Origin of the sequence: Rhodococcus sp. JS3073 (assembly GCF_026810085.1) — a bacterium.
Taxonomy (GTDB): domain Bacteria; phylum Actinomycetota; class Actinomycetes; order Mycobacteriales; family Mycobacteriaceae; genus Rhodococcus_F; species Rhodococcus_F wratislaviensis.
The window spans coordinates 7,032,459-7,054,688 of sequence record NZ_CP113951.1 but is presented as its reverse complement, the minus strand read 5'-3'; the positions used below and the strand labels follow the sequence as shown (position 1 = coordinate 7,054,688).

At 67.9% G+C, this 22,230-nt stretch carries 20 protein-coding genes; 10 read left to right on the top strand and 10 right to left on the bottom strand.

The window, feature by feature from the left end; all coding sequences use genetic code 11:
- Positions 1-8: 8 nt before the first annotated feature.
- Genes pcaB through OYT95_RS32085 form a run of 4 tightly spaced genes read left to right on the top strand, consistent with a single transcriptional unit; the run spans position 9 to position 4,602 of the window.
- Positions 9-1,361, top strand: coding sequence for a 3-carboxy-cis,cis-muconate cycloisomerase (gene pcaB, locus OYT95_RS32100; protein WP_268790067.1), 1,353 nt, complete (start codon positions 9-11; stop codon positions 1,359-1,361).
- Complete coding sequence (gene pcaDC, locus OYT95_RS32095) at positions 1,358-2,560, top strand: bifunctional 3-oxoadipate enol-lactonase/4-carboxymuconolactone decarboxylase PcaDC (RefSeq protein ID WP_268790066.1); 1,203 nt, start codon at positions 1,358-1,360, stop codon at positions 2,558-2,560. Before pcaB ends, pcaDC begins: the two co-directional genes overlap by 4 nt.
- Complete coding sequence (locus tag OYT95_RS32090) at positions 2,557-3,354, top strand: IclR family transcriptional regulator (protein WP_037226312.1); 798 nt, start codon at positions 2,557-2,559, stop codon at positions 3,352-3,354. The genes pcaDC and OYT95_RS32090 overlap by 4 nt, the downstream gene beginning before the upstream one ends.
- A 36-nt stretch (positions 3,355-3,390) precedes the next feature.
- Entirely contained in the window at positions 3,391-4,602 is a 1,212-nt protein-coding gene (locus OYT95_RS32085; protein ID WP_037226308.1) for an acetyl-CoA C-acetyltransferase, read from the top strand.
- 21 nt (positions 4,603-4,623) lie between these two features.
- On the opposite strand, the gene hutH is transcribed toward OYT95_RS32085, so the two are convergent.
- Genes hutH through OYT95_RS32070 form a run of 3 tightly spaced genes read right to left on the bottom strand, consistent with a single transcriptional unit; the run spans position 4,624 to position 8,797 of the window.
- Entirely contained in the window at positions 4,624-6,210 is a 1,587-nt protein-coding gene (hutH, locus tag OYT95_RS32080; RefSeq protein ID WP_268790065.1) for a histidine ammonia-lyase, read from the bottom strand.
- Entirely contained in the window at positions 6,207-7,415 is a 1,209-nt protein-coding gene (locus tag OYT95_RS32075; RefSeq protein ID WP_052033660.1) for an amidohydrolase, read from the bottom strand. The genes hutH and OYT95_RS32075 overlap by 4 nt, the downstream gene beginning before the upstream one ends.
- A complete protein-coding gene (locus OYT95_RS32070; protein WP_158461336.1) occupies positions 7,412-8,797 on the bottom strand; it encodes an MFS transporter in 1,386 nt (461 codons plus the stop codon). Before OYT95_RS32070 ends, OYT95_RS32075 begins: the two co-directional genes overlap by 4 nt.
- A 163-nt stretch (positions 8,798-8,960) precedes the next feature.
- On the opposite strand from OYT95_RS32070, the gene OYT95_RS32065 reads away from it, so the two are divergent.
- Positions 8,961-9,959 (top strand): Lrp/AsnC family transcriptional regulator, encoded by a 999-nt coding sequence (locus tag OYT95_RS32065; protein ID WP_268790064.1) that lies wholly within the window; start codon positions 8,961-8,963, stop codon positions 9,957-9,959.
- Positions 9,960-9,991: 32 nt separating this feature from the next.
- Here OYT95_RS32065 and OYT95_RS32060 read toward each other — a convergent pair whose 3' ends face one another.
- A complete protein-coding gene (locus OYT95_RS32060; protein WP_268790063.1) occupies positions 9,992-10,483 on the bottom strand; it encodes a metallophosphoesterase family protein in 492 nt (163 codons plus the stop codon).
- Between the two features lie 116 nt (positions 10,484-10,599).
- A complete protein-coding gene (locus OYT95_RS32055) occupies positions 10,600-11,514 on the bottom strand; it encodes a shikimate dehydrogenase (protein ID WP_037241378.1) in 915 nt (304 codons plus the stop codon).
- A gap of 109 nt (positions 11,515-11,623) precedes the next feature.
- Between OYT95_RS32055 and OYT95_RS32050 the strand changes: the two genes are divergently transcribed.
- Positions 11,624-12,301: a TetR family transcriptional regulator gene (locus OYT95_RS32050; RefSeq protein WP_037241375.1), complete on the top strand. Its 678-nt coding sequence runs from the start codon at positions 11,624-11,626 to the stop codon at positions 12,299-12,301.
- Between the two features lie 122 nt (positions 12,302-12,423).
- Complete coding sequence (locus OYT95_RS32045; protein ID WP_037241372.1) at positions 12,424-13,824, top strand: MFS transporter; 1,401 nt, start codon at positions 12,424-12,426, stop codon at positions 13,822-13,824.
- 60 nt (positions 13,825-13,884) lie between these two features.
- Here OYT95_RS32045 and OYT95_RS32040 read toward each other — a convergent pair whose 3' ends face one another.
- The 5 genes from OYT95_RS32040 to OYT95_RS32020 form a co-directional block, all read right to left on the bottom strand.
- Positions 13,885-14,700 (bottom strand): ATP-binding cassette domain-containing protein, encoded by an 816-nt coding sequence (locus OYT95_RS32040; protein WP_115948502.1) that lies wholly within the window; start codon positions 14,698-14,700, stop codon positions 13,885-13,887.
- 4 nt (positions 14,701-14,704) lie between these two features.
- Positions 14,705-15,763: an ABC transporter permease gene (locus OYT95_RS32035; RefSeq protein ID WP_037245954.1), complete on the bottom strand. Its 1,059-nt coding sequence runs from the start codon at positions 15,761-15,763 to the stop codon at positions 14,705-14,707.
- 145 nt (positions 15,764-15,908) lie between these two features.
- On the bottom strand, positions 15,909-16,907 hold the full coding sequence (locus OYT95_RS32030; RefSeq protein WP_037240788.1) for a substrate-binding domain-containing protein: 999 nt from the start codon (positions 16,905-16,907) through the stop codon (positions 15,909-15,911).
- Positions 16,908-17,095: 188 nt separating this feature from the next.
- Complete coding sequence (locus OYT95_RS32025) at positions 17,096-18,457, bottom strand: MFS transporter (RefSeq protein WP_268792296.1); 1,362 nt, start codon at positions 18,455-18,457, stop codon at positions 17,096-17,098.
- Between the two features lie 31 nt (positions 18,458-18,488).
- Complete coding sequence (locus tag OYT95_RS32020; protein WP_009474056.1) at positions 18,489-19,226, bottom strand: GntR family transcriptional regulator; 738 nt, start codon at positions 19,224-19,226, stop codon at positions 18,489-18,491.
- Positions 19,227-19,429: 203 nt separating this feature from the next.
- On the opposite strand from OYT95_RS32020, the gene iolC reads away from it, so the two are divergent.
- Genes iolC through iolB form a run of 3 tightly spaced genes read left to right on the top strand, consistent with a single transcriptional unit; the run spans position 19,430 to position 22,229 of the window.
- Positions 19,430-20,419, top strand: coding sequence for a 5-dehydro-2-deoxygluconokinase (iolC, locus tag OYT95_RS32015; RefSeq protein ID WP_115948500.1), 990 nt, complete (start codon positions 19,430-19,432; stop codon positions 20,417-20,419).
- Positions 20,412-21,311 (top strand): Cgl0159 family (beta/alpha)8-fold protein, encoded by a 900-nt coding sequence (locus tag OYT95_RS32010; protein WP_268790062.1) that lies wholly within the window; start codon positions 20,412-20,414, stop codon positions 21,309-21,311. The genes iolC and OYT95_RS32010 overlap by 8 nt, the downstream gene beginning before the upstream one ends.
- 21 nt (positions 21,312-21,332) lie before the next feature.
- A complete protein-coding gene (gene iolB, locus OYT95_RS32005; RefSeq protein ID WP_268790061.1) occupies positions 21,333-22,229 on the top strand; it encodes a 5-deoxy-glucuronate isomerase in 897 nt (298 codons plus the stop codon).
- The last annotated feature ends 1 nt before the right edge of the window (position 22,230 follow it).

Sequence of the window (22,230 nt, the reverse complement as noted above, 5' to 3'; positions counted from 1 at the left end):
TGTCGCGCGTGAACTCTCCGGAGCCTTCCCGGGGTGCCCTGTTCGATCCGACGTTCGGTGCCGGCGAGTTGTCGGCGCTGCTCTCGGACCGGGCGTGGGTCACCGCGATGGTCGAGGTCGAGGGGGCCCTGGCCCGGGCGGAGGCGAAGTGTGACGTCATCCCCGCCGCGTCCGCCGACGCCATCTCGTCGGTGTTCGCGCGCGTCGTCGCCGAGGGCTCCGTGGATGTGGGCGCCCTCGGCGAGGCGGCCGCAGCGGGGGGTAATCCCGTGATCCCGCTGGTGAAACTGCTCCGCGGCGAGGTCGCGGCCGCCGATCTCGGGGTGCCCGGAAGCCACGTGCACAAGGGCGCCACGAGTCAGGACATCCTCGACACCGCCCTGATGCTGCTGTGCCGCCGGTCGGGTGCGCACATCCTGGCGTCCCTCGACGAGGCGGTGGTGTGCGCCGAGGCGCTCGCACGGGCCCAGCGCGGCACCCCGATCGCCGGTCGCACACTCGGCCAGCAGGCCCTCCCCACCACGTTCGGTGTGCTCGCCGCCGGGTGGATGACGGCGTTGCACAGGGCTTCCCGTGCACTGTTCGACGCCCTCGACGGACTTCCCGTGCAACTGGGAGGCGCGGCCGGCACGTCCGCTGCGCTCTTCCCGCACGGCCTCGACGTCGCCAACGTGCTCGCCGACGAACTCGCGCTGGCACGTCAGGACGTGCCCTGGCACACCGATCGCACCCGCATCGCTCTGCTCGCGTCGGCGCTCGGAACGGCCGCGGGCGCGGTGTCGAAGATCGCCACCGACCTCGTGTTCCTGTCGTCCACCGAGGTCGGCGAGGTCAGCGAAGGGTCACCCGGCGGTTCGTCGGCCATGCCGCACAAGCGCAATCCGGTGGCCGCGATCGCGGCCCGCGCCGCGGCCCGCCGCACCCCGGGACTCGTCGCGACGATCCTCGGCTCGATGGATCACGAGCAGCAGCGCGCCGCGGGTGCCTGGCACGCCGAGTGGGAAACGCTCACGGACCTGCTGCGCCTCACCGGCGGAGCCGTCGCGCGCATCGCCGACTCGCTCGGCGGGCTGAACGTCCACCCCGACGCGATGGCCCGCAACCTCGACATCACCGGTGGCCTGCTCCTCGCGGAACGCGTCACCGGCGCCCTGTCCGCCCGCACCGACAACGCGCGCGACCTCGTCACCGCCGCGTGCGAGACCGGACACCCCCTCGACAAGGATCCAGGGCTCCTCGAATACCTGCAGGCGGACGAGATCCGCGCCCTGCTCGACCCCGCCGGATACCTCGGCCACGCCCACGACATCGTCGACCGCGCACTGGAGACAGTGGCCCGCGGCCGGGAAGGAACGCGATGACAGTCGCACTCGCACACGAAATCTCCGGACCCCGGAACGGCGCAGCGGACGCCCCCGTCGTGGTCCTGCTCGGATCGCTCGGCTCCAACCGGTCCATGTGGGACCCGCAGATCGCGGCGCTGTCCGACGAATGCCGGGTCGTCGCCGTCGATCAGCGCGGCCACGGCGAATCGCCCGCACCGGACGGCCCGTACTCCGTCCGCGACCTGTCCGAGGACGTCCTCGCCCTGCTCGACTCGCTCGGAGTCGACGCCGCCCACTTCGTCGGACTGTCCATGGGCGGGGCGATCGCCCAGTGGCTCGGCGCGCACGCCCCGCGCCGGGTGCTGTCGCTGTCGCTGCTGTGCACCGCCGCGAAGTTCGGTGAACCGCAGGGATGGATCGAGCGGGCCGCCGCGTCGCGCACCGACGGTCCGGAGTCGCTCGCGGATGCCGTTGTCGCACGGTGGTTCAGCGAGGGGCTCGCCAAGCGTGATCCGGAATTCGTCCGGCACTACCGCGAGATGATCGCGTCGACGTCCCCCGAGGGATACGCCGCGTGCTGCGACGCCCTCGCCGACTGGGATTTCACCGCCGACCTGTCCCGCATCAGCGCACCGACGCTGGTGATCGCGGGTGAGGAGGACCCGTCCACCCCGCCGTCGGTCATGCAGGTCCTCGCGGACGGCATCACCGGTGCCCGGTTCGAGGTGCTCTCCCCTGCCGCCCACGTCGCGAACCTCGAGCAGGCAGGCGCCGTCTCGGCGCTGCTGCGCGAACACATCGCCGGCGGCGGGTACGCGCGCGGACGTCGCGCCGCGCACGCACAGGGAATGACGGTGCGCCGCGCGATACTCGGCGACGCGCACGTGGACCGGTCCGTGGCGGGCACCACCGATTTCACGGCACCGTTCCAGGACTTCATCACCCGCACCGCGTGGGGCGACATCTGGTCGCGCCCCGGACTGGACCACGAGTTGCGGCGGCTGCTCACGATCGCCGTCCTCACCGCGGTCGGCAACGAGCACGAACTCGACATGCACATCCGGGCCGCACTCCGCGCGGGTGTCGACGCCGACACCATCGGCGAGGTGCTCCTCCACACCTCCGTCTACGCCGGAGTGCCCAACAGCAATCTCGGGTTCGCACTCGGCAAACAGGCCCTCGCCGACCTGTCCTCCACCGAGACAGAGGCCACGGAGGAGAATTCGCAGACATGACCGCTACCGAACCGACGGAGAAGATCCTCCCGTCCCCCGACTACGTGCAGTCGCTGGCCCGGGGCCTCGCCGTGATCCGCTGCTTCGACGACCGGAATCAGCGGCGCACGCTCAGTGACGTCGCCCGTGCCACCGACCTGACCCGCGCCACCGCCCGCCGATTTCTGCTCACCCTCGTCGAACTCGGCTACGTGGCGACGGACGGTTCCGCGTTCTGGCTCACCCCGCGGGTTCTCGAACTCGGATACAGCTACCTGTCGAGCCTGTCGCTGCCGGAGGTCGCGCAGCCGCACCTCGAGAGGCTGAGCCACAAGGTCCACGAGTCGTCGTCGGTGTCGATCCTCGACGGTGCCGACATCGTCTACGTCGCCCGGGTGCCCGTCAGCCGGATCATGACGGTGGGCATCACCATCGGCACGCGGCTCCCCGCGTACGCCACGTCGATGGGCCGGGTCCTGCTCGCGGGACTTCCCGACGACGAACTCGACACGTACCTCGAAAAGCTCGACATCGAGCGGCTCACCGAACGCACGATCACGGCCCGCGACGAGCTGAAAGCTGCGATCCTCGCGGTCCGCGCGGACGGTATCTGTGTACTCGACCAGGAACTCGAAGCGGGCCTGCGGTCGATGGCCGCCCCGATCCGCAACGCCTCCGGGCTGACCGTCGCCGCGGTGAACATCTCCACTCCGGCCGCGCGATACAGCCTCGAGGATCTGCATTCCGATCTCATCCCGTCGCTGCGGGTCACCGCAACCGACATCGAACAGGACCTCGCCACCGTCAATCGCTGACGCTGTGACCGAGGAATCTTCATGAAAGGTCTTTCCATGCGTGACGTCGTCATCTGCGAGCCCCTGCGAACGCCGGTCGGGCGCTTCGGCGGAGTGTTCAAAGACATCACCCCGCAGAGCCTCGCGGCCACCGTCATCACGGCTCTCGTCGAACGCACCGGCATCGAGGGCAGCCAGATCGACGACGTCATCCTGGGCCAGGCGTCCCCGGGCGGGGAAGCCCCGGCCATCGGCCGGATCGCGGCCCTCGATGCCGGACTCGGCATCGACGTCCCCGGCATGCAGGTGGATCGCCGCTGCGGATCCGGTCTGCAAGCGGTCATCACCGCCGTGCTGCAGGTGGCGTCCGGCGGCAACGACCTCGTCCTCGCCGGTGGCGCCGAATCCATGAGCCAGGCCGAGTTCTACACCAACCCGAACATCCGCTGGGGCGTCAAGGGCGAAGGCGTGCAACTCGCCGACCGGCTCGCCCGCGCCCGCGTCACCGCCGGCGGGGCGAACTTCCCCGTGCCCGGCGGCATGATCGAGACCGCCGAGAACCTCCGCGCCGAATTCGACATCAGCCGTGAAGACCAGGACGCGCTCGCCGTGCAGTCGCACCAGCGTGCCGTCGCCGCGCAGGAATCGGGACGCTTCGCCGAGGAGATCGTCGGAGTGACGGTGCCGCAACGCAAGTCGGACCCGCTCGTCGTCGACAAGGACGAGCACCCGCGCGCCGACACCACGGTGGAGTCGCTGTCGAAGCTCCGCGCCATCCGCTCCAAGATCGACTCCGCCTCCACCGTCACCGCCGGCAACGCCAGCGGGCAGAACGACGGCGCCGCCGTGTGCATCGTGACGACCGCCGAGAAGGCGAAGGAACTCGGGCTGAAGCCCCTCGCCCGCATGGCGTCCTGGGCCGTGGCCGGCGTTCCGCCGCGCACCATGGGCATCGGCCCGGTGCCCGCCACGGAGAAGGCCCTCGGTCAGCTCGGACTGTCGCTGTCCGACATGGGTGTCATCGAACTGAACGAGGCCTTCGCCGCGCAGACCCTCGCCGTCCTCCGCAGCTGGGACCTCGACCCCACCGACGAACGCCTCAACCCCAACGGATCCGGCATCTCCCTCGGACACCCCGTAGGCGCCACCGGCGGCCGCATTCTCGCCACCCTCCTGCGGGAGATGGACCGTCGCGAATCCCGCTACGGGCTCGAGACCATGTGCATCGGCGGCGGCCAGGGACTGGCTGCGGTGTTCGAGCGGGTCTGACGCAGAAACGCGGGTCTGTCGTCAGGCCAGCGCACCCACGGCACCCTCAGCGGTCTCGAGCAACCTGCCCGAGGCCGCGAGGGCGACCGCGGCCTCGATCTCAGGCGCGAGGTGACGGTCGGTCCCCGGTCCGGGAACGTGCTCGCGGATCGTGTCCCGCACCGCACCCGTCGCCGGCGACGGAGCGAGGGGGGCCCGCAGATCGAGCGCCCGAGCGGCCGTCAACGCCTCGATCGCCAGCACCCGGGTCAGCCCGTCGACCGCACGGCGCAGCTTCCGGGCCGCCGACCACCCCATCGACACGTGATCCTCCTGCATCGCAGACGACGGAATCGAATCCACACTCGCCGGCGCCGCCAGCCGCTTCAGTTCCGAGACGATCGCCGCCTGGGTGTACTGCGCGATCATGTGGCCGCTGTCCACCCCGGGATCGTCGGCCAGGAACGGCGGCAGCCCGTGATTGCGGGCCACATCGAGGAAACGGTCGGTGCGGCGCTCGCTCATGCTCGCCACATCCGCGACGACGATCGCCAGAAAATCCAGCACGTACCCGACCGGCGCCCCGTGAAAATTGCCGTTCGACTCGACCCGACCGTCCACGGTGACCACCGGATTGTCGATTGCGCTGGCCAGTTCCCACGACGCCACCCGCTCGGCGTGCGCGAGAGTGTCCCGCGCCGCCCCGGCCACCTGCGGGGCGCACCGCAACGAGTAGGCGTCCTGCACCACCGTGCAACTCGGATTGGCGTGGCTCTGCACGATCTCCGAGCCGGCGAGCAAGCGGACCATGTTCGCGGCGGCGAGGGCCTGCCCGGGATGCGGCCGGAGCGCCTGCAGGTCCGGGGCGAACACCTTGTCGGTGCCGAGCAGCCCCTCCACGCTCATCGCCGCCGTGACGTCGGCCAGACGGAGAAGCCCGTGCAGGTCCTCGCATGCCAGCAGCAGCATGCCGAGCATGCCGTCGGTGCCGTTGATCAGGGCCAGCCCTTCCTTCTCCTCGAGGATCACCGGTGCGATACCGGCAGCGGCCAGCGCCTCCGCGGCCGGCCGCAGTTCGCCGTCCGCGTCCCGCACCGTGCCCTCACCGATCACCGCGAGCGCGACGTGCGCCAGCGGCGCCAGATCCCCCGAACACCCGAGGCTGCCGTACTCGTGGACCACGGGGGTGATCCCCGCCGACAGGAGCGACGCGTAGACCTGCGCGACCTCCGGCCGCACCCCCGTGCGCCCGGTGGCCAGCGTCGACAGCCGCAACAACATCAACGCCCGCACCACTTCCCGCTCGACCTCGGGACCCGACCCTGCCGCGTGGGAGCGGATCAGGCTGCGCTGCAATCGGGCGCGCAATCGAAGTGGGATGTGCCGGGTGGCGAGGGCCCCGAAACCGGTGGACACTCCGTAGACGGGCTTCGGATCCTCGGCGAGGTCCTTGATGCGCTTCCGTGACTCGCTCATCGCACGGAGCGCATCTTCGGACAGCGTCACGGCGACGCCTCGGCGCGCGACACCGAGCACCTGCTCCGGTGTGACAGCTCCGACGCCGACTTCGACGGTTTCCTCGGCTCCTGCACAGTCGTCTTCGTGACGTGCTGCGGTATCGACGCTCATACTTTTTCTTCCCTTCGGAGGTGTGAAATCTGGAGGCGGTCGAGCAGTCGTGTGCGCTGATCTCGATCGAGGGCGAGTTCCGCCCCGACCGCTGCCATCGCCCGTGCCCCGTCCAGGACCGCTTCGTCAGCGGACGGGGACGTGCCGTGCAGTGCGAACTCGGCCGTGTGGTGTGCGGCATCACCGACGTCGTACCCGATGGTCGGGTGGATGGCGGGTAGCACGTGGGAGACGTTTCCCATGTCCGTCGACGCGATGTGGTCGCCGGCCCGGGACAGCGCGGTCCGGCCGCGGGCGCCGATCGCCCGGGAGTATGCGCGGGTCATGAAATCGTCCTGCCGCAGTTCCGCGAAGTCCTCGCCACAGGGTGTGATGGTGACGTCCGTGCCCGTTGCGAGCGCACCGGCTTCGAGACACGCGCGCACTCTCGCCTGCACCTGCCGGAGCTTGCTCGTCGATGTCGCTCGAATCTCCACTGCCACCCGAGCATTCGACGGAATCACGTTGCAGGCCTGCCCGCCTTCGGTGACGATGATCGATACGACGAGGCCGGGCTCGAGTTGCTGACGCAGGAGTCCTACGGCGTTGTACGCCACGGCCACCGCGTCGAGCGCGTTGGCACCCAGCCACGGGGCGGTCGCGGCGTGTGAGGACCGACCCACGTACTCGGCCGACCACTGGCTCATCGCCAGGGAGGATCCGCCCACCTCGTCTCGCCCGCCCGCGTGCACCATCATGGCGGCGGCGACATCGTCGAAGACGCCGGCTCTCAGGAGGATGGCCTTCCCGCCGCCCGCTTCCTCGGCAGGGGTGCCCACGAGCTTGACCCGGACATCCAGGGAGTCCGCCACCTCCGCCAGCGCGATTGCCGCACCCACCGCGGCGGCGCCGTTGACGTTGTGCCCACACGCATGGCCGATCTCGGGAAGCGCGTCGTATTCGGCGCAGAAGCCGATGGTGAGGGCGCCGGTACCCTTGGTCGCGACGAAGGCCGTCGCCAGGCCCCCGACGCCGGTCGCCGTCTCGAACCCGGCACCTTCCGCGAGGTCGATGATCTTGGATACCGATCGATGTTCCTCGAATGCCAGTTCCGGCTCGTGATGGAGGCTGTGGCTCAGGGTGATCAGTGCGCCCGACCAGGTCTCCACACAGGACTCGATCTTCGCCGCAACATCGGCTGGGACGAGCGTCCTTCTGTCTGTCATGAGAGGTTCGCTCCCTTGCGGTAACACAGTCCGAGACCGGCCCCCACGAGGGCGACCGCTGCACACACGCACCACAACCACACGTAGGACTGCATCGTCACTCCCGCGGAAGTGCTGGTCGCCGACAGGATTGCGCCAACAGTGGCCGCTCCGATCGCTGCACCCATCGAGAGCGCGAGTTCGTTGATCCCCGCGGCCATGGCGGTCTCGCGGTCGGGTACCGATTCGACGCACAGTGCGCGCGTCGATGCCTGATAGCCGCCGAAACCGATGCCGAGCAGCGCTATGGCGGAGAGATACTGGAGTGCCGTCGAATGCCAGAGGAGCAGACTGCCGAACGAGGCTGCGATCAGGGCGCCCGACAGGGCAAGTGTCTGCCGTTCGCCGAGCCTGCGAAGCATCGTCGCTGTGGACAGTGAACTCGCCAGCGCGAACACGTTGAGAGCCAGTGCGACGAGCGCGATCGAACGCGGCCCGTAGGAAAGGCCGAATCCGCTGTCGTCGGGCGAGGACCCGAGAAAGACCGCATTCGCACCGAAGAAGCCGATCGTCGAGAAGGCCAAACAGAACGTGACCCCGGAGATGACGGCCACGGGCGGGTGGACGAGCATGCGGAGATCCACCATCGGGAACGTGGAGGCCGAGTCGACGCCGATCCATGCGGCGAGACCGACGACACCCACAGACATCGCTCCGATCGTTTCGCCCGATGTCCATCCCCAGTCCGCACCGAGAGACAGGGCTGCCACCACCCCGGCCAGACCGAGCGAGAGCAGGGCGAAGGACACGATCGGAATACGGCCGCCCGACCGTGGAGCACCATCGGGGATGAGGAAGCCGGCGATCACCGCCAGGACCGCGACCGGTACCGCGACCCACAGCCCGAGTGTCGCCGACCGCTCGCTGAGGGAACCCGAGACGACACCGCCGATGCCGACCGCCGCGGTGAGGACGCCGACCAGTAGTCCGACTCCCGTGCGGCGACTCGCCGGCGCCTGGTGTCGCAAGATCCCGATCAGGAGCGGCATGAAGCCCACGACCGCACCCTGGAGAACGACACCGACCGAGATCGTCAGCACGCTCGGTGCGATCGCCATGATCAGTGACCCGGCAGCGACGAGGGCAATGGAGAGACGGAGAAAACGGCGGTACCCGAACGAATCGCCCAGTTTGGCAAGTAACGGTGTCCAGATCGCGAATGCCAACTGGGACAGCAGATAGATCCTGGTCTGTCCGGATGCCGTGATCTGGAGGCTGTCGCCGAGCGAGGGCAGCAGTGGTGTGAGATAGCCCTGCGTGACGCCGCTCAGCAATTCGACGGTGGCCATCGAGCCCAGCAGGGCCCCGACCGGGAGCCGCCTACCTCTCAGGTCCTCACCCACAACCGATATTGTTCGCATCATCGACCTCGACTTCGCTGTGCCTGGTTGCTCCAGGTTGCGCACCCGCGCTGCGACAACTCTCGGTGGCCCACCTCACTAATCTGGCAAGATGACCGGTTTCTCACAGAAGAGGCCCCGCAATATGCCGGATATAACGTCAGAGGTGGCAACAGAGCTCGATCTCGCCATCACCGATGCCCTCCAGCTGAACCCGCGAGTCGACTGGGCAGAGCTGGCTCAGACGCTCGGGCACACACCAAAGACCCTCGCGAGAAGGTGGAAGCTGCTGACCGAACGCGGTTCCGCGTGGGTTGCCGTGGTTCCCGGCCCGGCATTCGTTCGCCAGGGATGTGCCTCGTTCCTGGCCGTCCACTGCAGACCTCAGGCGAAACGCGACGTAGCCCGGGCACTGGTCGCCGAAACGGCCGTGGCGACCGTGTCCAGCACGACTGGCGCTGCGGACTTCCTCCTCGACGTGTTCGTTCCCGGTATCGCCGATCTCGCTCGGCTTCTCGACGACCGGATCGAACCCATCGACGGAATCACCGCCGTGACATCGATGGTCGCGCTGACCACGTACCGGGAGGGTTCGCGGTGGCGGGTACAAGCGCTGGACCTGGAACAGTCCACTCGCCTGGTGCGGCCGACCCCCACCACCCGTACGACACCGCTTTCGTCACTCGACGACCTCGACCGGGCTCTGCTTCAGATCCTGGCGACGGACGGCCGGCAATCCTGGACCGATCTCGCCGCTCGGTGCGGAACGACCGGGCCGACCGCACGCCGCCGAGTCGAGCGAATGACGGACTCGGGCCGTGTCGCGCTGCGGTGCGAGGGAGCTCCCGAACTTCTCGGGCCCGTCGTGCCGACGACTTTCATGATGACCGTTCCGCCGGGTGAGCTGAACACAGCGGGAAACCTGTTGGGCCGCATGCCACGATGTCGGGTCGTCGAGGCCGTCACGGGAACGTCGACGATCGTCGCGACCATGTGGTTTCGAGCGACTGCCGAGATCGCCCCGTTCGAGGCGGCCCTGACCCGCGAACTCCCGTCACTCGTGATCACCGACAGGTTCATCATCCTGCACACCTACAAGAGGGGCGGGCACGTCCTCGACCCCCTCGGCCGTACCACTGGCGTGATCCCGCTGACGGCGTACTGAAGGGGGCCCGACCTACGGTCACGTCGGGCTCGTCACAACCGGTGCAATTCGACGTCGCCGAGTTCTCCGTCGTTGGCGGTGGCGGTCATGTACGTGCAGTGCGGCTGGCGTCGTCGATCCGTCGGCGATCCCGGGTTCAGCAGTCGCAGACCGGTTTCCGTGGTGGTGTCCCAGGGAATGTGGCTGTGCCCGAAGATCAGGACGTCGGTGTCCGGGTAGGCCGCCGACATCCGCGTCTCCCTGCCTGCGGAGGCCCCGGTCTCGTGAACGACGGTGATGCGCACACTGGCCAGCGTGACGTCCGCCCGCTCGGGCATCACGGCGCGCAGTTCATCGCCGTCGTTGTTGCCCCAGCACGCCACGAGTCGCGACGATCGCGCCTTCAGCGCCTCGAATGTGGGGAGATCGACCCAGTCGCCGGCGTGGATCACGACGTCGGCGCGGTCGACCTCGTCCCACACCCGCGCGGGCAGGTCTCTCGCCCGTTTCGGGACATGGGTGTCGGCCAGCAGCAATAACCTCACCGTGACAGTCTGCGCCAAATCCGCACCCCTTCTCTGCAGCCGCACCCGTTTTCGTGCCAAAAGTGGTGCAGGGGCAGAAAAGGGGTGCGGGTGCAGAAATGGGTGGGATTCAGTGCTTACGCGCCCGCGAGCGCGGCGGCGTCCTCGGCCTGCAACAGCAGACCCATGTGCTCACGCATCCGCTGCGCGTCCGGCTCGAGGCCTGTGAAGATCCGGAACGAGTCGACGGCCTGACCGATGGTCATGCCGATTCCGCTGAGGGTCCGGGCACCGATCTCGCGGGCGCGGCGGAGGAGTTCGGTTTCGGCGGGACGGTAGACGACGTCCGCGACCCACAGGTCGGGGCGCAGCAGTGCGGCGTCGAGGGCCATGCCGGGGTGAGCCGCCATGCCGATCGGCGTCGCGTGGATCAGACCCTGGGCCGCTCCGACCGCTGCGGGAACGGCGGAGAGGTCGCCGGCAGCGATTTCCCGGTCCGGGAACAGTGCGGCGAGCGAGTCGCGCAGATCCTTCGAGCGCGCGGCATCGGCGTCGATGATCGTGAAGTGTCCGACACCCCGGGTGAGCGCGGCGTAGGCGACGGCCGCGCCGGCGCCGCCGGCACCGAGCTGCACGACGCGGTTCATCGGCGCACCTTCGAGTCCCTCGTCCATGTTGCGCGCGAATCCGGACCAGTCGGTGTTGTGGCCGATCAGACGACCGCCGTCGATGTGGACCGTGTTGACCGCGCCGAGCTTGCGGGCGTCGTCGGACAGGTCGTCCAGCAGCGGAATGACGGCCTGCTTGCAGGGGTGCGTGATGTTGAGCCCGTTGAACCCGAGGAGCTTGGCGGCCGAAAGGAGCTGCGGCAGTCCCTCGACGCCCATGCCCAGCGTGTCGAGGTCGAGGATCCGGTACACGTAACCGACTCCCTGCGCGCGACCCTCGGCCTCGTGGAGCGGCGGGGTCAGCGATTTCGAGATCCCGGTGCCGATCAGACCGCACAGGTATGACGGGCCGGCGGTGGGGGAATCGAGGTCACGAGAGGTCATGGCGATCACTTCCGGGAGAGGGCGAGAACTAATTAACTATCTAGTGAGTTATGTCACGGTAGCATACCTCCATACCGCACGGAAGACAGCACAGGCAGGAGTTTCAGGGATGACACGAAGCGAGACGACGGGCGCGACCTCTGAGAAGGAGACGGTCAAACGGACCCGCAATCCCGAGAAGACCCGGGAGAACATCCTGCGGGTGGCGATGACGGAATTCGCCGACAAGGGATTGACCGGGGCCCGCATCGACGAAATCGCGGCGAAGACCGCTACCACGAAGCGGATGCTCTACTACTACTTCGGCGACAAGGAGGGGTTGTACCGGGCAGTCCTGCAGCGGGCCTACGAGGAGATCCGCTACGAGGAGTCCCAGCTCGACGTCGACCACCTCGAGCCGACCGAGGCGATCCGGGCGCTCGCCGAGCTGACGTTCGACCATCACGAGGCTCACCCTGACTTCATCCGTCTCGTCGCGATCGAGAACACGAATCGTGGCGCCAACCTCGTCCGGGCAGAGGGGCTCCCCGAGACGCAGGCCCCGGCGATTCGCACGCTCGAGCGGATCCTCCAGCGAGGACAGGAGGCGGGCCTCTTCCGCACCGACACGACGGCGCTCGACATCCACATGCTCATCAGCTCGTACTGCGTCTTCCGGGTGGCGAATCGGTACACGTTCAAGGCGCTGTTCGACTGGGATCTCACCGGCGCGGAGAACCGCCCTCACCTGCGCGCGATGATCGGCGACGTCGTCCTGGCCTACCTGCAGCAGCCCGGGAAAGTATGAACTAACCATTTCGACCATTATTGACTCGAGGCTGTGACCTGGGTTACCTTGCTTCTACGACCCACGAACACCTGCTCGTCCGAGCCGCCAGTGTTCACATTCCTCGCTCCCCAGGAGTATCGATGACCATCGACTACGGCACCGGCGCCTCCGGTCGAAACGGTGACGGCAAAGGCCGCTCCTCCGTCGACCCCAACGCTGATCCCACCAACGCGAAGAAGGCCGCGAAGGCCGCCTTCTTCGGCAGCCTGCTCGAGTACTACGACTTCTACATCTTCGCCTCGGCTGCTGCGCTGGTGTTCCCGCACGTGTTCTTCGAGGGATCGAAGAACCCGCTGCTGCTGTCGCTGGCGACGTTCGGCATCTCCTACATCGCGCGTCCGATCGGCGCCGTGTTCGTCGGACACTTCGGCGACCGGGCCGGACGCAAGAAGGTGATGATGTTCTGCCTGGTGCTCATGGGCGTCGTCACGTTCCTGATCGGCTGTCTGCCGTCGTCCGAGCAGGCCGGGATGGTCGGACCGGTGCTACTGGTGCTGCTGCGCATCTGCCAGGGCGTCTCCGCGGCCGGCGAGCAGTCAGGCGCGGGCTCACTCACCCTCGAGCACTCCCCCGCCCACCGTCGCGGCTTCTTCTGCAGTTGGACGCTCACCGGCACCCAGGCCGGCTTCATCGTCGCGAGCCTCGCGTTCATCCCCGTCGCGGCGCTGCCCGACGAGACCCTCTACAGCTGGGGCTGGCGCGTCCCGTTCTGGTGCAGCCTCCTCGTCCTCGTCGTCGCCTACATCGTGCGTCGCAAGCTCGAAGAGCCCGAGATCTTCATCGCCAACAAGGAAGCGCTGGACGAGGCGCCCGCACCGCTCCCCGTCGTCGACCTCTTCCGCACGCACTGGCGTGACGTTCTCCGCGTGGTCTTCTGCGCCTTCATCGCCGTCGTCAGCACCGTGTTCTCCGTGTTCGGCCTCGCCTACGCCACCACCCCCGAGATCGGGATGAGCCGCACCACCATGCTGTGGGTCGCGATCGCCGCCAACACGGTGGCCCTGGTCTCGCAGCCGCTGCTCGGCATGCTGTCCGACCGGATCGGCCGCAAGCCGGTGTTCATCGGTGGCGCGATCGGTTCGGCCGCCGGAATCTTCCTGTACTTCGCCGCGATCGGCACCGGCAACGTGGCGATGATCTTCCTCGCAGGCATCCTGCTGATGGGTGGCGTCTACGCCGGGACCAACGCCATCTGGCCGGCGTTCTACGCTGAGATGTTCTCGTCGCGGGTTCGCTACTCCGGCATGGCGATCGGCACGCAGCTCGGTTTCGCTCTCGCCGGATTCGCACCGACCATCGCCCAGGCACTGCGCGGCGCCGACCCCAAGAACTGGGTGCCGGTGGCGATCTTCACCGCCGTCTGCGCGCTCATCGCCGCGGCGTCTGCCTCCACGGCCAAGGAGAACTCCCGCACTCCGCTGCTCGACCTCGACAAGGAGGACGTCGCGCTCACGAAGGCGAAGGCGAACGCGAAGGTCTGATCCGCTCGGAAACGAACGATGCGCCCCGCACGTGTGCCGGGCGCATCGTCGTGTCGGTGCCTAACGCCGCAGTTCGTGGGTGAGTGCTTCGAGTTCGTCGCCGCCGGCCATTTGCTGGGTGAGTTCTTCGAGGCTGATCTCGTCGAAGGTGCAGTCCAGTTTCTGGCGTCCGCGGTTGAGGAGGACGAAGTGGTCGCCGACCATGTAGGCGTGGTGCGGGTTGTGGGTGATGAACACGACCCCGAAGCCCTGTTCCTTGGCGGCGGAGATGTAGCGCAGCACCATCCCGGACTGCTTGACACCCAGGGCGGCGGTGGGCTCGTCGAGGATCAGGACGCGGGCGCCGAAGAAGATTGCCCGGGCGATCGCCACGCACTGGCGTTGCCCACCGGACAGTGAGCCGATGGGGGCGTCGACGTCGGGCAGTTCGATGCCCATCTTCGACAACTCCGACATCGTGGTGGCGCGCATCCCGTTCGCGTCGAGGGACTTCAGCGGTCCCTTCCGCAGTTCCTGACCGAGGAAGAAGTTGCGCCACACCGGCATCAGCGACACCACCGCCAGGTCCTGGTAGACGGTGGCGATGCCCTTGGACAGGGCTTCCTTCGGGGAGCCGAAGGTGAGGGCCTCGCCGTCGACGAGCAACTCGCCCTCACTCTGCTGGTGCAGCCCGGCGATGATCTTGATCAGGGTGGACTTGCCGGCCCCGTTGTCGCCGAGGACACCGGTGACCTCCCCGGCCCGCACCCGCAGGTTGATGTCCTGCAGGGCGATGATGTTGCCGTACTGCTTGCCGACGTGTTTGAGCTCGATCAGCGGGATCTTGCCGCCGTCCCCGGGTTCGGTATCGACGGGCATCTGTTCGATGGTACTCATGCGGTCACCTCTTGGCGGCGTAGTTGCGGAAGGCATTGTTGGCGATGACCGCGAACAGCAGCATCGCGCCGAGGAAGAACTTGAACCAGTCCGGGTTCCAGCCGGCGTAGACGATGCCCTGGTTCGTCATGCCGAAGATGAACGCGCCGATCGCGGCGCCGATCGCGGTGCCGTAGCCGCCGGTGAGCAGGCAGCCGCCGATGACCGCGGCGATGATGTAGAGGAACTCGTTGCCGATGCCCTGCCCGGACTGGACGGTGTTGAACGAGAACAGCAGGTGCATGCCGACGAACCAGGCGGCGAACCCGACGGTCATGAACAACCCGATCTTGACCTTGGTGACCGGCACACCGATGGCGCGGGCGGAGTCCTGGTTGCCGCCGACCGCGAAGATCCAGTTCCCGATCCGGGTCTTGAACAGCACCCAGGTGGCGATCGCGGTGAACAGCAGCCACCACACCACGGTGATCCGCACCGACACCCCACCGACCTCGAAGGAGGACGCGAACACCTTCTTCGCCGAGTCGAACCCGGCCATGTCGGACACGCTGGGGGTGGCGACCTGCCCGGTGATCAGTTTGGTCACCGCCAGGTTGATGCCGGTGAGCATCAGGAACGAGCTCAGCGTGATCAGGAAGCTGGGGATCTTCGTCTTCATCACCAGGTACCCGTTGAAGAACCCGACCGCCAGCGACACCACCAGGGCGAGGGCGGCGCCGGCCCACAGGTTCAGGTGCAGGTTGTAGGCGATCATCGACGCCGCCAGGGAACTGGTGGTGACCGCGACACCGGCGGAGAGGTCGAATTCGCCGCCGATCATCAACAGCGCCACCGCGCACGCCATGATCCCGATCGTGGAGGAGGCGTAGAGCACCGTGGCCAACGCTTCGGGGCTGCGGAACGGGGGTGCGACGACCATGAAGAAGACGAAGATGGCGATCGCCCCGAACAGGGACCCGATCTCCGGGCGGACCAGCAGACGCTGCAGGCGTTTCTGCTCCTTCACCCTCTCGTCGTGGACGACCTTGTGACTGGCAAGGTCCAGATCTTGCTGTGTGGACATGATTTCCTCTCCGCGCCGGTGGATCTCAGCGTTGTGCGGTGCCGGCCGGTCCTGCGACCGGGTCGATGGTGACGGTGATGGTGTGTGCGTGAGATGGACCCACCGGGGTCCGGATCGTGTGCCCTGCCATGTGATCGACCGCCGATCAGCGGGTGCCGGCCTTGGCGTACTCGGCGACCTTGTCGATGTTGGTCTTGTCGATGAACGACGGCCCGGTCAGCGTCGGCCCGCCGCCGCCGATGACGTTGCCGTTGTTCAGGTACAGCCACAGCGAATCGATGGCGAGGTAGCCCTGCAGGTACGGCTGCTGGTCGATGGCCCACTGCACGCTGCCGTCGGAGATGGCGTCGACGAGTGCCGCGTTGGTGTCGAACGTGTAGACCTTGGCCGGGCTGCCCGCGTTACCGACCGATTGCACGGCGGTGAGGGCGATCGGGGCGCCGAGCGTGAGCACACCGTCGATGGACGGGTCCTGCTGGAGCTTGGCGGCGATCGTCGAGTTCACCGACGGCATGTCCTCACCGTTCACGTTGAGTGTCTCGAACGTGCCGCGGAAGGTCTGCTTGGCGCCGGCGCAACGGGATTCGAGCTGGATCTGGCCCTGTTGCTGGATGACGCAGATGACGTGCTTGGCGCCGTCGTCGTTGAGCCGGTTCCCCGCGGCCTGCCCGGCGATGGTCTCGTCCTGCCCGAAGTACTGGTTGACCCCCATGTCCTTCCAGGCGCCGTATCCGGCGTTGAACGCGGAGATCGGGATGCCCGCGTCCTGTGCGCTCTTGACGGCGGGGGCCATCGCCTCGGGGGTGGCGAGGGTGAGCGCGAGGCCGTCGACCTTGGAGTCGATTGCCGTCTGCACGAGGTTGGCCTGGTTGGGGGCCTGCGGATCGGAGGAGTACTTCAGTTCGACGTTGTCCTTGTCGGCGGCATCTTGCGCGCCCGTGCGGATCAGGTCCCAGAAGGTGTCGCCCGGTGCCGCGTGCGTGACCATCGCGATCGTGATGCGCGGGGTGTCGGCGGTGCCCGCGCCGATCCCGGACCCGCTGCTGTCCGGCTTGCCTCCGGTGCTCGAGCACGCCGCGAGGCTCATCACCAGGGCACTCGCGCAGGCCAGTACCGCCACACGACGCCGGTTGGGGAAGTTCATCTGCTTTTCCTCTCGGGGGGACGAACGGCCCGGTGACGTCTTGGCCGTGTGCCTTAGATGTAATACGCGTCACACCCGAAAGTCAATAGTTTGTCTGGACATTAGGACCGCATATCAAATGCGTGCACAGAGGTGTCCCCGGGGTCGGCCCGTAAGTCGATCGGATTCGTGGACGGATGAAGGCGCGCTCAGCGCGTGACCGCTGCCCCGGCGTCGCGCGGCAGACGCAGCGTGTCAATCACCGTGCACAGCATCAGCAGGCCCAAAAGGACGAAGGTCCAGGAATATTCGGACCCGAACCCGTGCTCGGACGACGTCGCCAACGGCGTGAACGCGGTGAGAGCGAGCGCTGCGACCGCGATCCCGAGACCGGCCGCCAGTTCCTGCACGGCGGCGTTGAGAGTGTTCGCGTGCGTGAGGTCGGCACGGTCGACGTCGGAGAACGCGAGACTGTTGTACGCGGTGAATCCGACCGAACGCAGGGCTCCGCTCACGAACAGGACCCCGGCGATGACCGGCATCGGGGTCGACGAACTCAGGGCGGCGAGCAGCCCGAAGCAGCCGACGGACAGCAGGGCGTTGACCAGCAGGATCGGCCTGATCCCGAAGCGTCGCATCAGCGGCGTCGTACAGGGTTTGACGGCGATGTTCCCGGCGAACAGCGCCGCGACGAGCAGACCCGCGAGGAACGGCGTCCAGCCGAAACCGAGTTGGAACTGCAGCGGCAGCAGGAACGGGACAGCCGTGACGATCAGGCGGTAGAGCGAACCGCCGGTGACGGTGTTTCGTAGCGTCCGGACGCGCAGCACGCGGAAGTCGACGAGCGGATGCGGAGTGCGGGCGAGATGGAGCACCGAGGCCGCCAGCAGGACGACCGCGACCACTCCCCCGATCGCGACCCGGCGCCAGTCCGTGCCCGTCACGCGGATGCTCTCCAGCGCGATCAGGGCTGCCGCGATTCCCGTTCCGACCCCGAGGAGGCCCCGCCAGTCCAGCCTGCTCGTCGACCGCGAACCTGCCCCGTGAACCAGCTTCAGGGACAGCAGAATTCCGACGACGCCGATGGGAATGTTGATGACGAAGATCCATCGCCACGAGCCGACGGTGGCGATCGCACCGCCGAGCAGGGGCGCGATCACGGGCGCCGCGAGCGCGGGCCAGGTGAGCAGAGCTATCGCGCGGACGAGGTCGCTCTTCGTGCTCGACCGCAGCACCGCGAGCCGCCCGACCGGAACCATCATGGCGCCGCCGACTCCCTGCAGCACCCGCATCGCGACGAGCATCGGCAACGACACGCTCACCGCGCACCCGATGGACGCCAGCGTGAACACGGCGATGGCGGCCACGAACACGCGGCGGGTCCCGAACCGGTCGGCCACCCACCCGCTCGCGGGGATGAGGACGGCGACCGTCACCAGGTAGGCGGAGATCGCGATGTTGACGTCGACCGCGTCGACACCGAAGGACTCGGCGATCAGCGGGACGGCCGGCGCGATGATGGTGGCGTCGAGAATCTCCATGAAGAGGGCGCCTGCCACCAGCAGGGCCATTCCACGGGGGAACGACGTCGCGCGCGCGGTTCTAGCGATCGACAACGGTCGTGTCGAAGTAGTACCGCGACGCGCGGTAGCAGTGGCTGCCGAACTCGACGGCGCTTCCCGAATCGTCGAACGCGGTCCGGTTCATCGTCAGCAGCGGCGCCCCGGTCTTCTCGTCGAGCAGCGACGCCTCCGCCTTGCTCGCCGCTTTCGCGCCGATGCGTTGCCGTGCGAGACGGATGTGCACGCCGCGGGCCCGGAGTGCGTGGTAGAGGCCGTGCGCCTCCAGTTCCTCGGGGTCCGGCGCGAGGTCCACCGGAATGTGGTTGGTCATCAGCGCCAGCGGTTCGCCGTTGGTGCTGCGGAGGCGCCGGATGGACGCGACCTCGGCGCCGGGCTGCAGGTTGAGTTCGGCGGCGACGTCTTCGGCCGGCACGGATACCTGGTAGTCGAGGAGCTTGGTGGTCGGGCTCTGTCCCGCCCGCGCGAGGTCGTCGAAGAGGCTCGTGAGTTCGACCGGCCGGTGCACGGCACTCTGCACCACCTGCGTTCCGACCCCGCGTTTGCGGACGAGCAGTCCCTTGTCGACGAGTTCCTGGATGGCACGGCGCGTGGTGGGACGGGACAGGTTCAGCCGCTTGGCGAGCGCCAGTTCGTTCTCGAAACGGTCACCGGGGGCGAGTTCCCCGCCGATGATCGCGTTCTCGATCGTCTGCGCGAGCTGGAAATACAGCGGAACCGGGCTCGATCTGTCGAGCTCGACTGCGAGTGGTGCACCCACGGACAACTCCGATCCTCGTACGCGGGGCGACGTCCGCCGTCGCCGGCCTTTCCGGCAGTGTATGCGAACACTAACACCAGATTGACTTCAAGTAATAATGTCAGGACAAAGTCTTGACAGGAGCCGGTGATGTGGAGCACAGTTTCAACCAGACCTCGGCGCCCTGCGCAGACCACCCACAACGACCTATTCGGGAGTCAGCCTTGACCACCATCCAGACGCACACCACCGGGAACGGATTGGACGTCCTCGCCATCGGGCGCTGCGGTGTGGACATCTACCCATTGCAGACCGGAGTCGGACTCGAGCACGTCGAGACGTTCGGCAAGTTCCTCGGCGGAAGCGCGGCCAACGTCACCGTCGCCGCCGCCCGCCTCGGCTGCCGCAGCGCCCTCATCTCGGGTGTCGGCAACGATCCCTTCGGGCGCTTCGTCCGCACGGCACTCACCGATCTCGGCGTCGACAACCGCTACGTCGGCATCGACACCGAGCACCCGACTCCCGTCACGTTCTGTGAGATCTTCCCGCCGGACGACTTTCCGCTGTACTTCTACCGCAAGCCCGTCGCCCCGGATCTGCAGGTGAAGCCCGCGGACCTCGATCTCGACGCCGTCCGCGACGCGAAGCTCTACTGGTCGACGGTCACCGGGCTGTCCGAAGAGCCGAGCCGCAGCGCGCATTTCGCGGCCTGGGAGGCCCGCGGACGCCGCACCCACACCGTCCTCGACCTCGACTACCGCCCGATGTTCTGGTCCTCTCCTGCCGAGGCCACCGCTCAGGTGCAGCGGGCCCTGCAGCACGTCACCGTCGCGGTCGGCAACCGGGAGGAGTGCGAGATCGCGGTCGGCGAGACCAACGCGCACAAGGCCGCGGACGCCCTGCTCGACCTCGGCGTCGAACTCGCGATCGTCAAGCAGGGTCCCAAGGGCGTGCTCGGCAAGACCCGCACCCAGTCCATCACGGTGCCGCCCAACGAGGTCGACGTCGTCAACGGGCTCGGTGCCGGCGACAGCTTCGGCGGGACGCTGTGCCACGGCCTGCTCGCCGGGTGGCCTCTCGAGAAGATCCTGCGCTACGCCAACGCCGCGGGGGCGATCGTCGCCTCCCGGCTCGAATGCTCCACCGCGATGCCGACGGCCGACGAGGTCCGTGAGCTCGCCGATTCCACCGCTTCGGAGGCTGTCAATGTCTGAAACTCTCGCTCACCGCGCAGTCTGCTCGTCCTACGCCGACGTCACCGAGGTCCGCGCGAACGACCCGGCCGCCATCGACCGCGCCTGGGCGACCCGGATCGCCCGGCCCACCGTGCGTGGTAACGGCCGGCTCATGATCGTCGCCGCCGACCACCCCGCCCGCGGCGCACTCTCGGTCGGCGACCGACCGACCGCGATGAACAGTCGCACCGACCTCCTCGACCGCCTCCGCACCGCCCTGCGCAACCCGGGTGTGGACGGTGTACTCGCCACCGCCGACATCCTCGACGATCTGGTGCTGCTCGGTGCGCTCGACGACAAGGTGGTCATCTCGTCGATGAACCGCGGCGGCCTGGCCGGCGCCAGTTTCGAACTCGACGACCGGATGACCGGCTACACCGCGGCCGGCACCGCGAAGGCCGGCATGAACGGCGGAAAGATGCTGTGCCGCATCGATCTCGACGATCCCGGCACGCTCTCCACCCTCACCGCGTGCGCCCAGGCGGTCGATGCACTGGCCGAGGCCGGACTGATGGCCATGGTGGAACCGTTCCTGTCACGGCGGGTCGACGGCAAGGTCAAGAACGATCTCAGCGCCGACGCCGTGATCAAGTCGATCCACATCAGCCAGGGCCTGGGCTCCACGTCCGCCTACACCTGGATGAAGCTTCCGGTGGTCGAGGAGATGGAACGCGTCATGGACGCGACGACGCTTCCGACGCTGCTGCTCGGCGGAGACCCGCAGACGGCCCCCGAGGAGACGTTCGCGAGCTGGGCCAAGGCCCTCGCGCTGCCGTCGGTCCGCGGCCTGATCGTCGGACGCACCCTGCTGTACCCGCGGGACGAGGACGTCGCCGCCGCGGTCGACACCGCCGTATCCCTCGTTCACTGACGCACGCCGGAGAGGCCCACGATGAACAGCAAGTACTACGTGCCGGTCGGTTCCGCGGCCACCGGACCGTTCGACCTCGAGGTCACCCCCGAATCGGCGGGCTGGACCGAATCGAGTCTTCGGGTGCTCACCCTGACCCCCGGCGGGTCGGCCGAACTCGCGTCCGGTGACGACGAGATCATCGTCGTGCCACTTGCCGGGTCCGCGGCGGTGTCGAGCGAGGGCACCGAGTTCGCGCTCACCGGACGGCGATCCGTATTCGACGGACCGAGCGACTTCGCCTACGTGGGCCGGGATTCGGCGTACACGGTGGCGAGCGCGACCGGTGGACGATTCGCCCTGTGCGGCGCCCGCGCCCGGCAGAAGTTCCCGTTCCGGTACGTCCCGGCTGCGGACATCTCCGTCGAACTGCGCGGCGCGGGCAACTGCAGCCGCCAGGTGCACAACTTCGGCACCGCCGACCGCTTCGAGGCCGATTCGATCATCGCGTGCGAGGTCGTCACTCCCGGCGGCAACTGGTCGTCGTACCCGAGCCACAAGCACGACGAGAACAGCGACGTCGAGTCGCAGCTCGAGGAGATCTACTACTTCGAGATCGCCGAAGCCAATGCCACCGCAGTGGATTTCGGCGGAACCGGATTCGGCTACCATCGCGTGTACGGCACTCCCGAGCGGCCCATCGAGGTGCTCGAGGAAGTGCGCTCCGGCGACGTGGTCCTCGTTCCGCACGGCTACCACGGACCGTCGATCGCGGCCCCCGGACATCACATGTACTACCTGAACGTCATGGCCGGGCCCGGCGACGACCGCGTCTGGAACATCTGCGACGACCCGGCCCACACCTGGCTGCGCGGCAGCTGGGACCACCAGACCGTCGATCCCCGCCTCCCCCTCCACGCACCGTCCGAAGGAGCATGAC

Bases quoted from the DNA above. Each gene is read 5' to 3' on its own strand.
- OYT95_RS32035 (WP_037245954.1), bottom strand. From the start codon at position 15,763: ATGTCCACACAGCAAGATCTGGACCTTGCCAGTCACAAGGTCGTCCAC.
- OYT95_RS32075 (WP_052033660.1), bottom strand. From the start codon at position 7,415: ATGACAGACAGAAGGACGCTCGTCCCAGCCGATGTTGCGGCGAAGATC.
- OYT95_RS32010 (WP_268790062.1), top strand. From the start codon at position 20,412: ATGTCTGAAACTCTCGCTCACCGCGCAGTCTGCTCGTCCTACGCCGAC.
- OYT95_RS32025 (WP_268792296.1), bottom strand. From the start codon at position 18,457: ATGGCCCTGCTGGTGGCAGGCGCCCTCTTCATGGAGATTCTCGACGCC.
- OYT95_RS32055 (WP_037241378.1), bottom strand. From the start codon at position 11,514: ATGACCTCTCGTGACCTCGATTCCCCCACCGCCGGCCCGTCATACCTG.
- OYT95_RS32040 (WP_115948502.1), bottom strand. From the start codon at position 14,700: ATGAGTACCATCGAACAGATGCCCGTCGATACCGAACCCGGGGACGGC.
- OYT95_RS32090 (WP_037226312.1), top strand. From the start codon at position 2,557: ATGACCGCTACCGAACCGACGGAGAAGATCCTCCCGTCCCCCGACTAC.
- OYT95_RS32050 (WP_037241375.1), top strand. From the start codon at position 11,624: ATGACACGAAGCGAGACGACGGGCGCGACCTCTGAGAAGGAGACGGTC.
- hutH (WP_268790065.1), bottom strand. From the start codon at position 6,210: ATGAGCGTCGATACCGCAGCACGTCACGAAGACGACTGTGCAGGAGCC.
- OYT95_RS32085 (WP_037226308.1), top strand. From the start codon at position 3,391: ATGCGTGACGTCGTCATCTGCGAGCCCCTGCGAACGCCGGTCGGGCGC.
- OYT95_RS32030 (WP_037240788.1), bottom strand. From the start codon at position 16,907: ATGAACTTCCCCAACCGGCGTCGTGTGGCGGTACTGGCCTGCGCGAGT.
- OYT95_RS32045 (WP_037241372.1), top strand. From the start codon at position 12,424: ATGACCATCGACTACGGCACCGGCGCCTCCGGTCGAAACGGTGACGGC.
- pcaDC (WP_268790066.1), top strand. From the start codon at position 1,358: ATGACAGTCGCACTCGCACACGAAATCTCCGGACCCCGGAACGGCGCA.
- iolB (WP_268790061.1), top strand. From the start codon at position 21,333: ATGAACAGCAAGTACTACGTGCCGGTCGGTTCCGCGGCCACCGGACCG.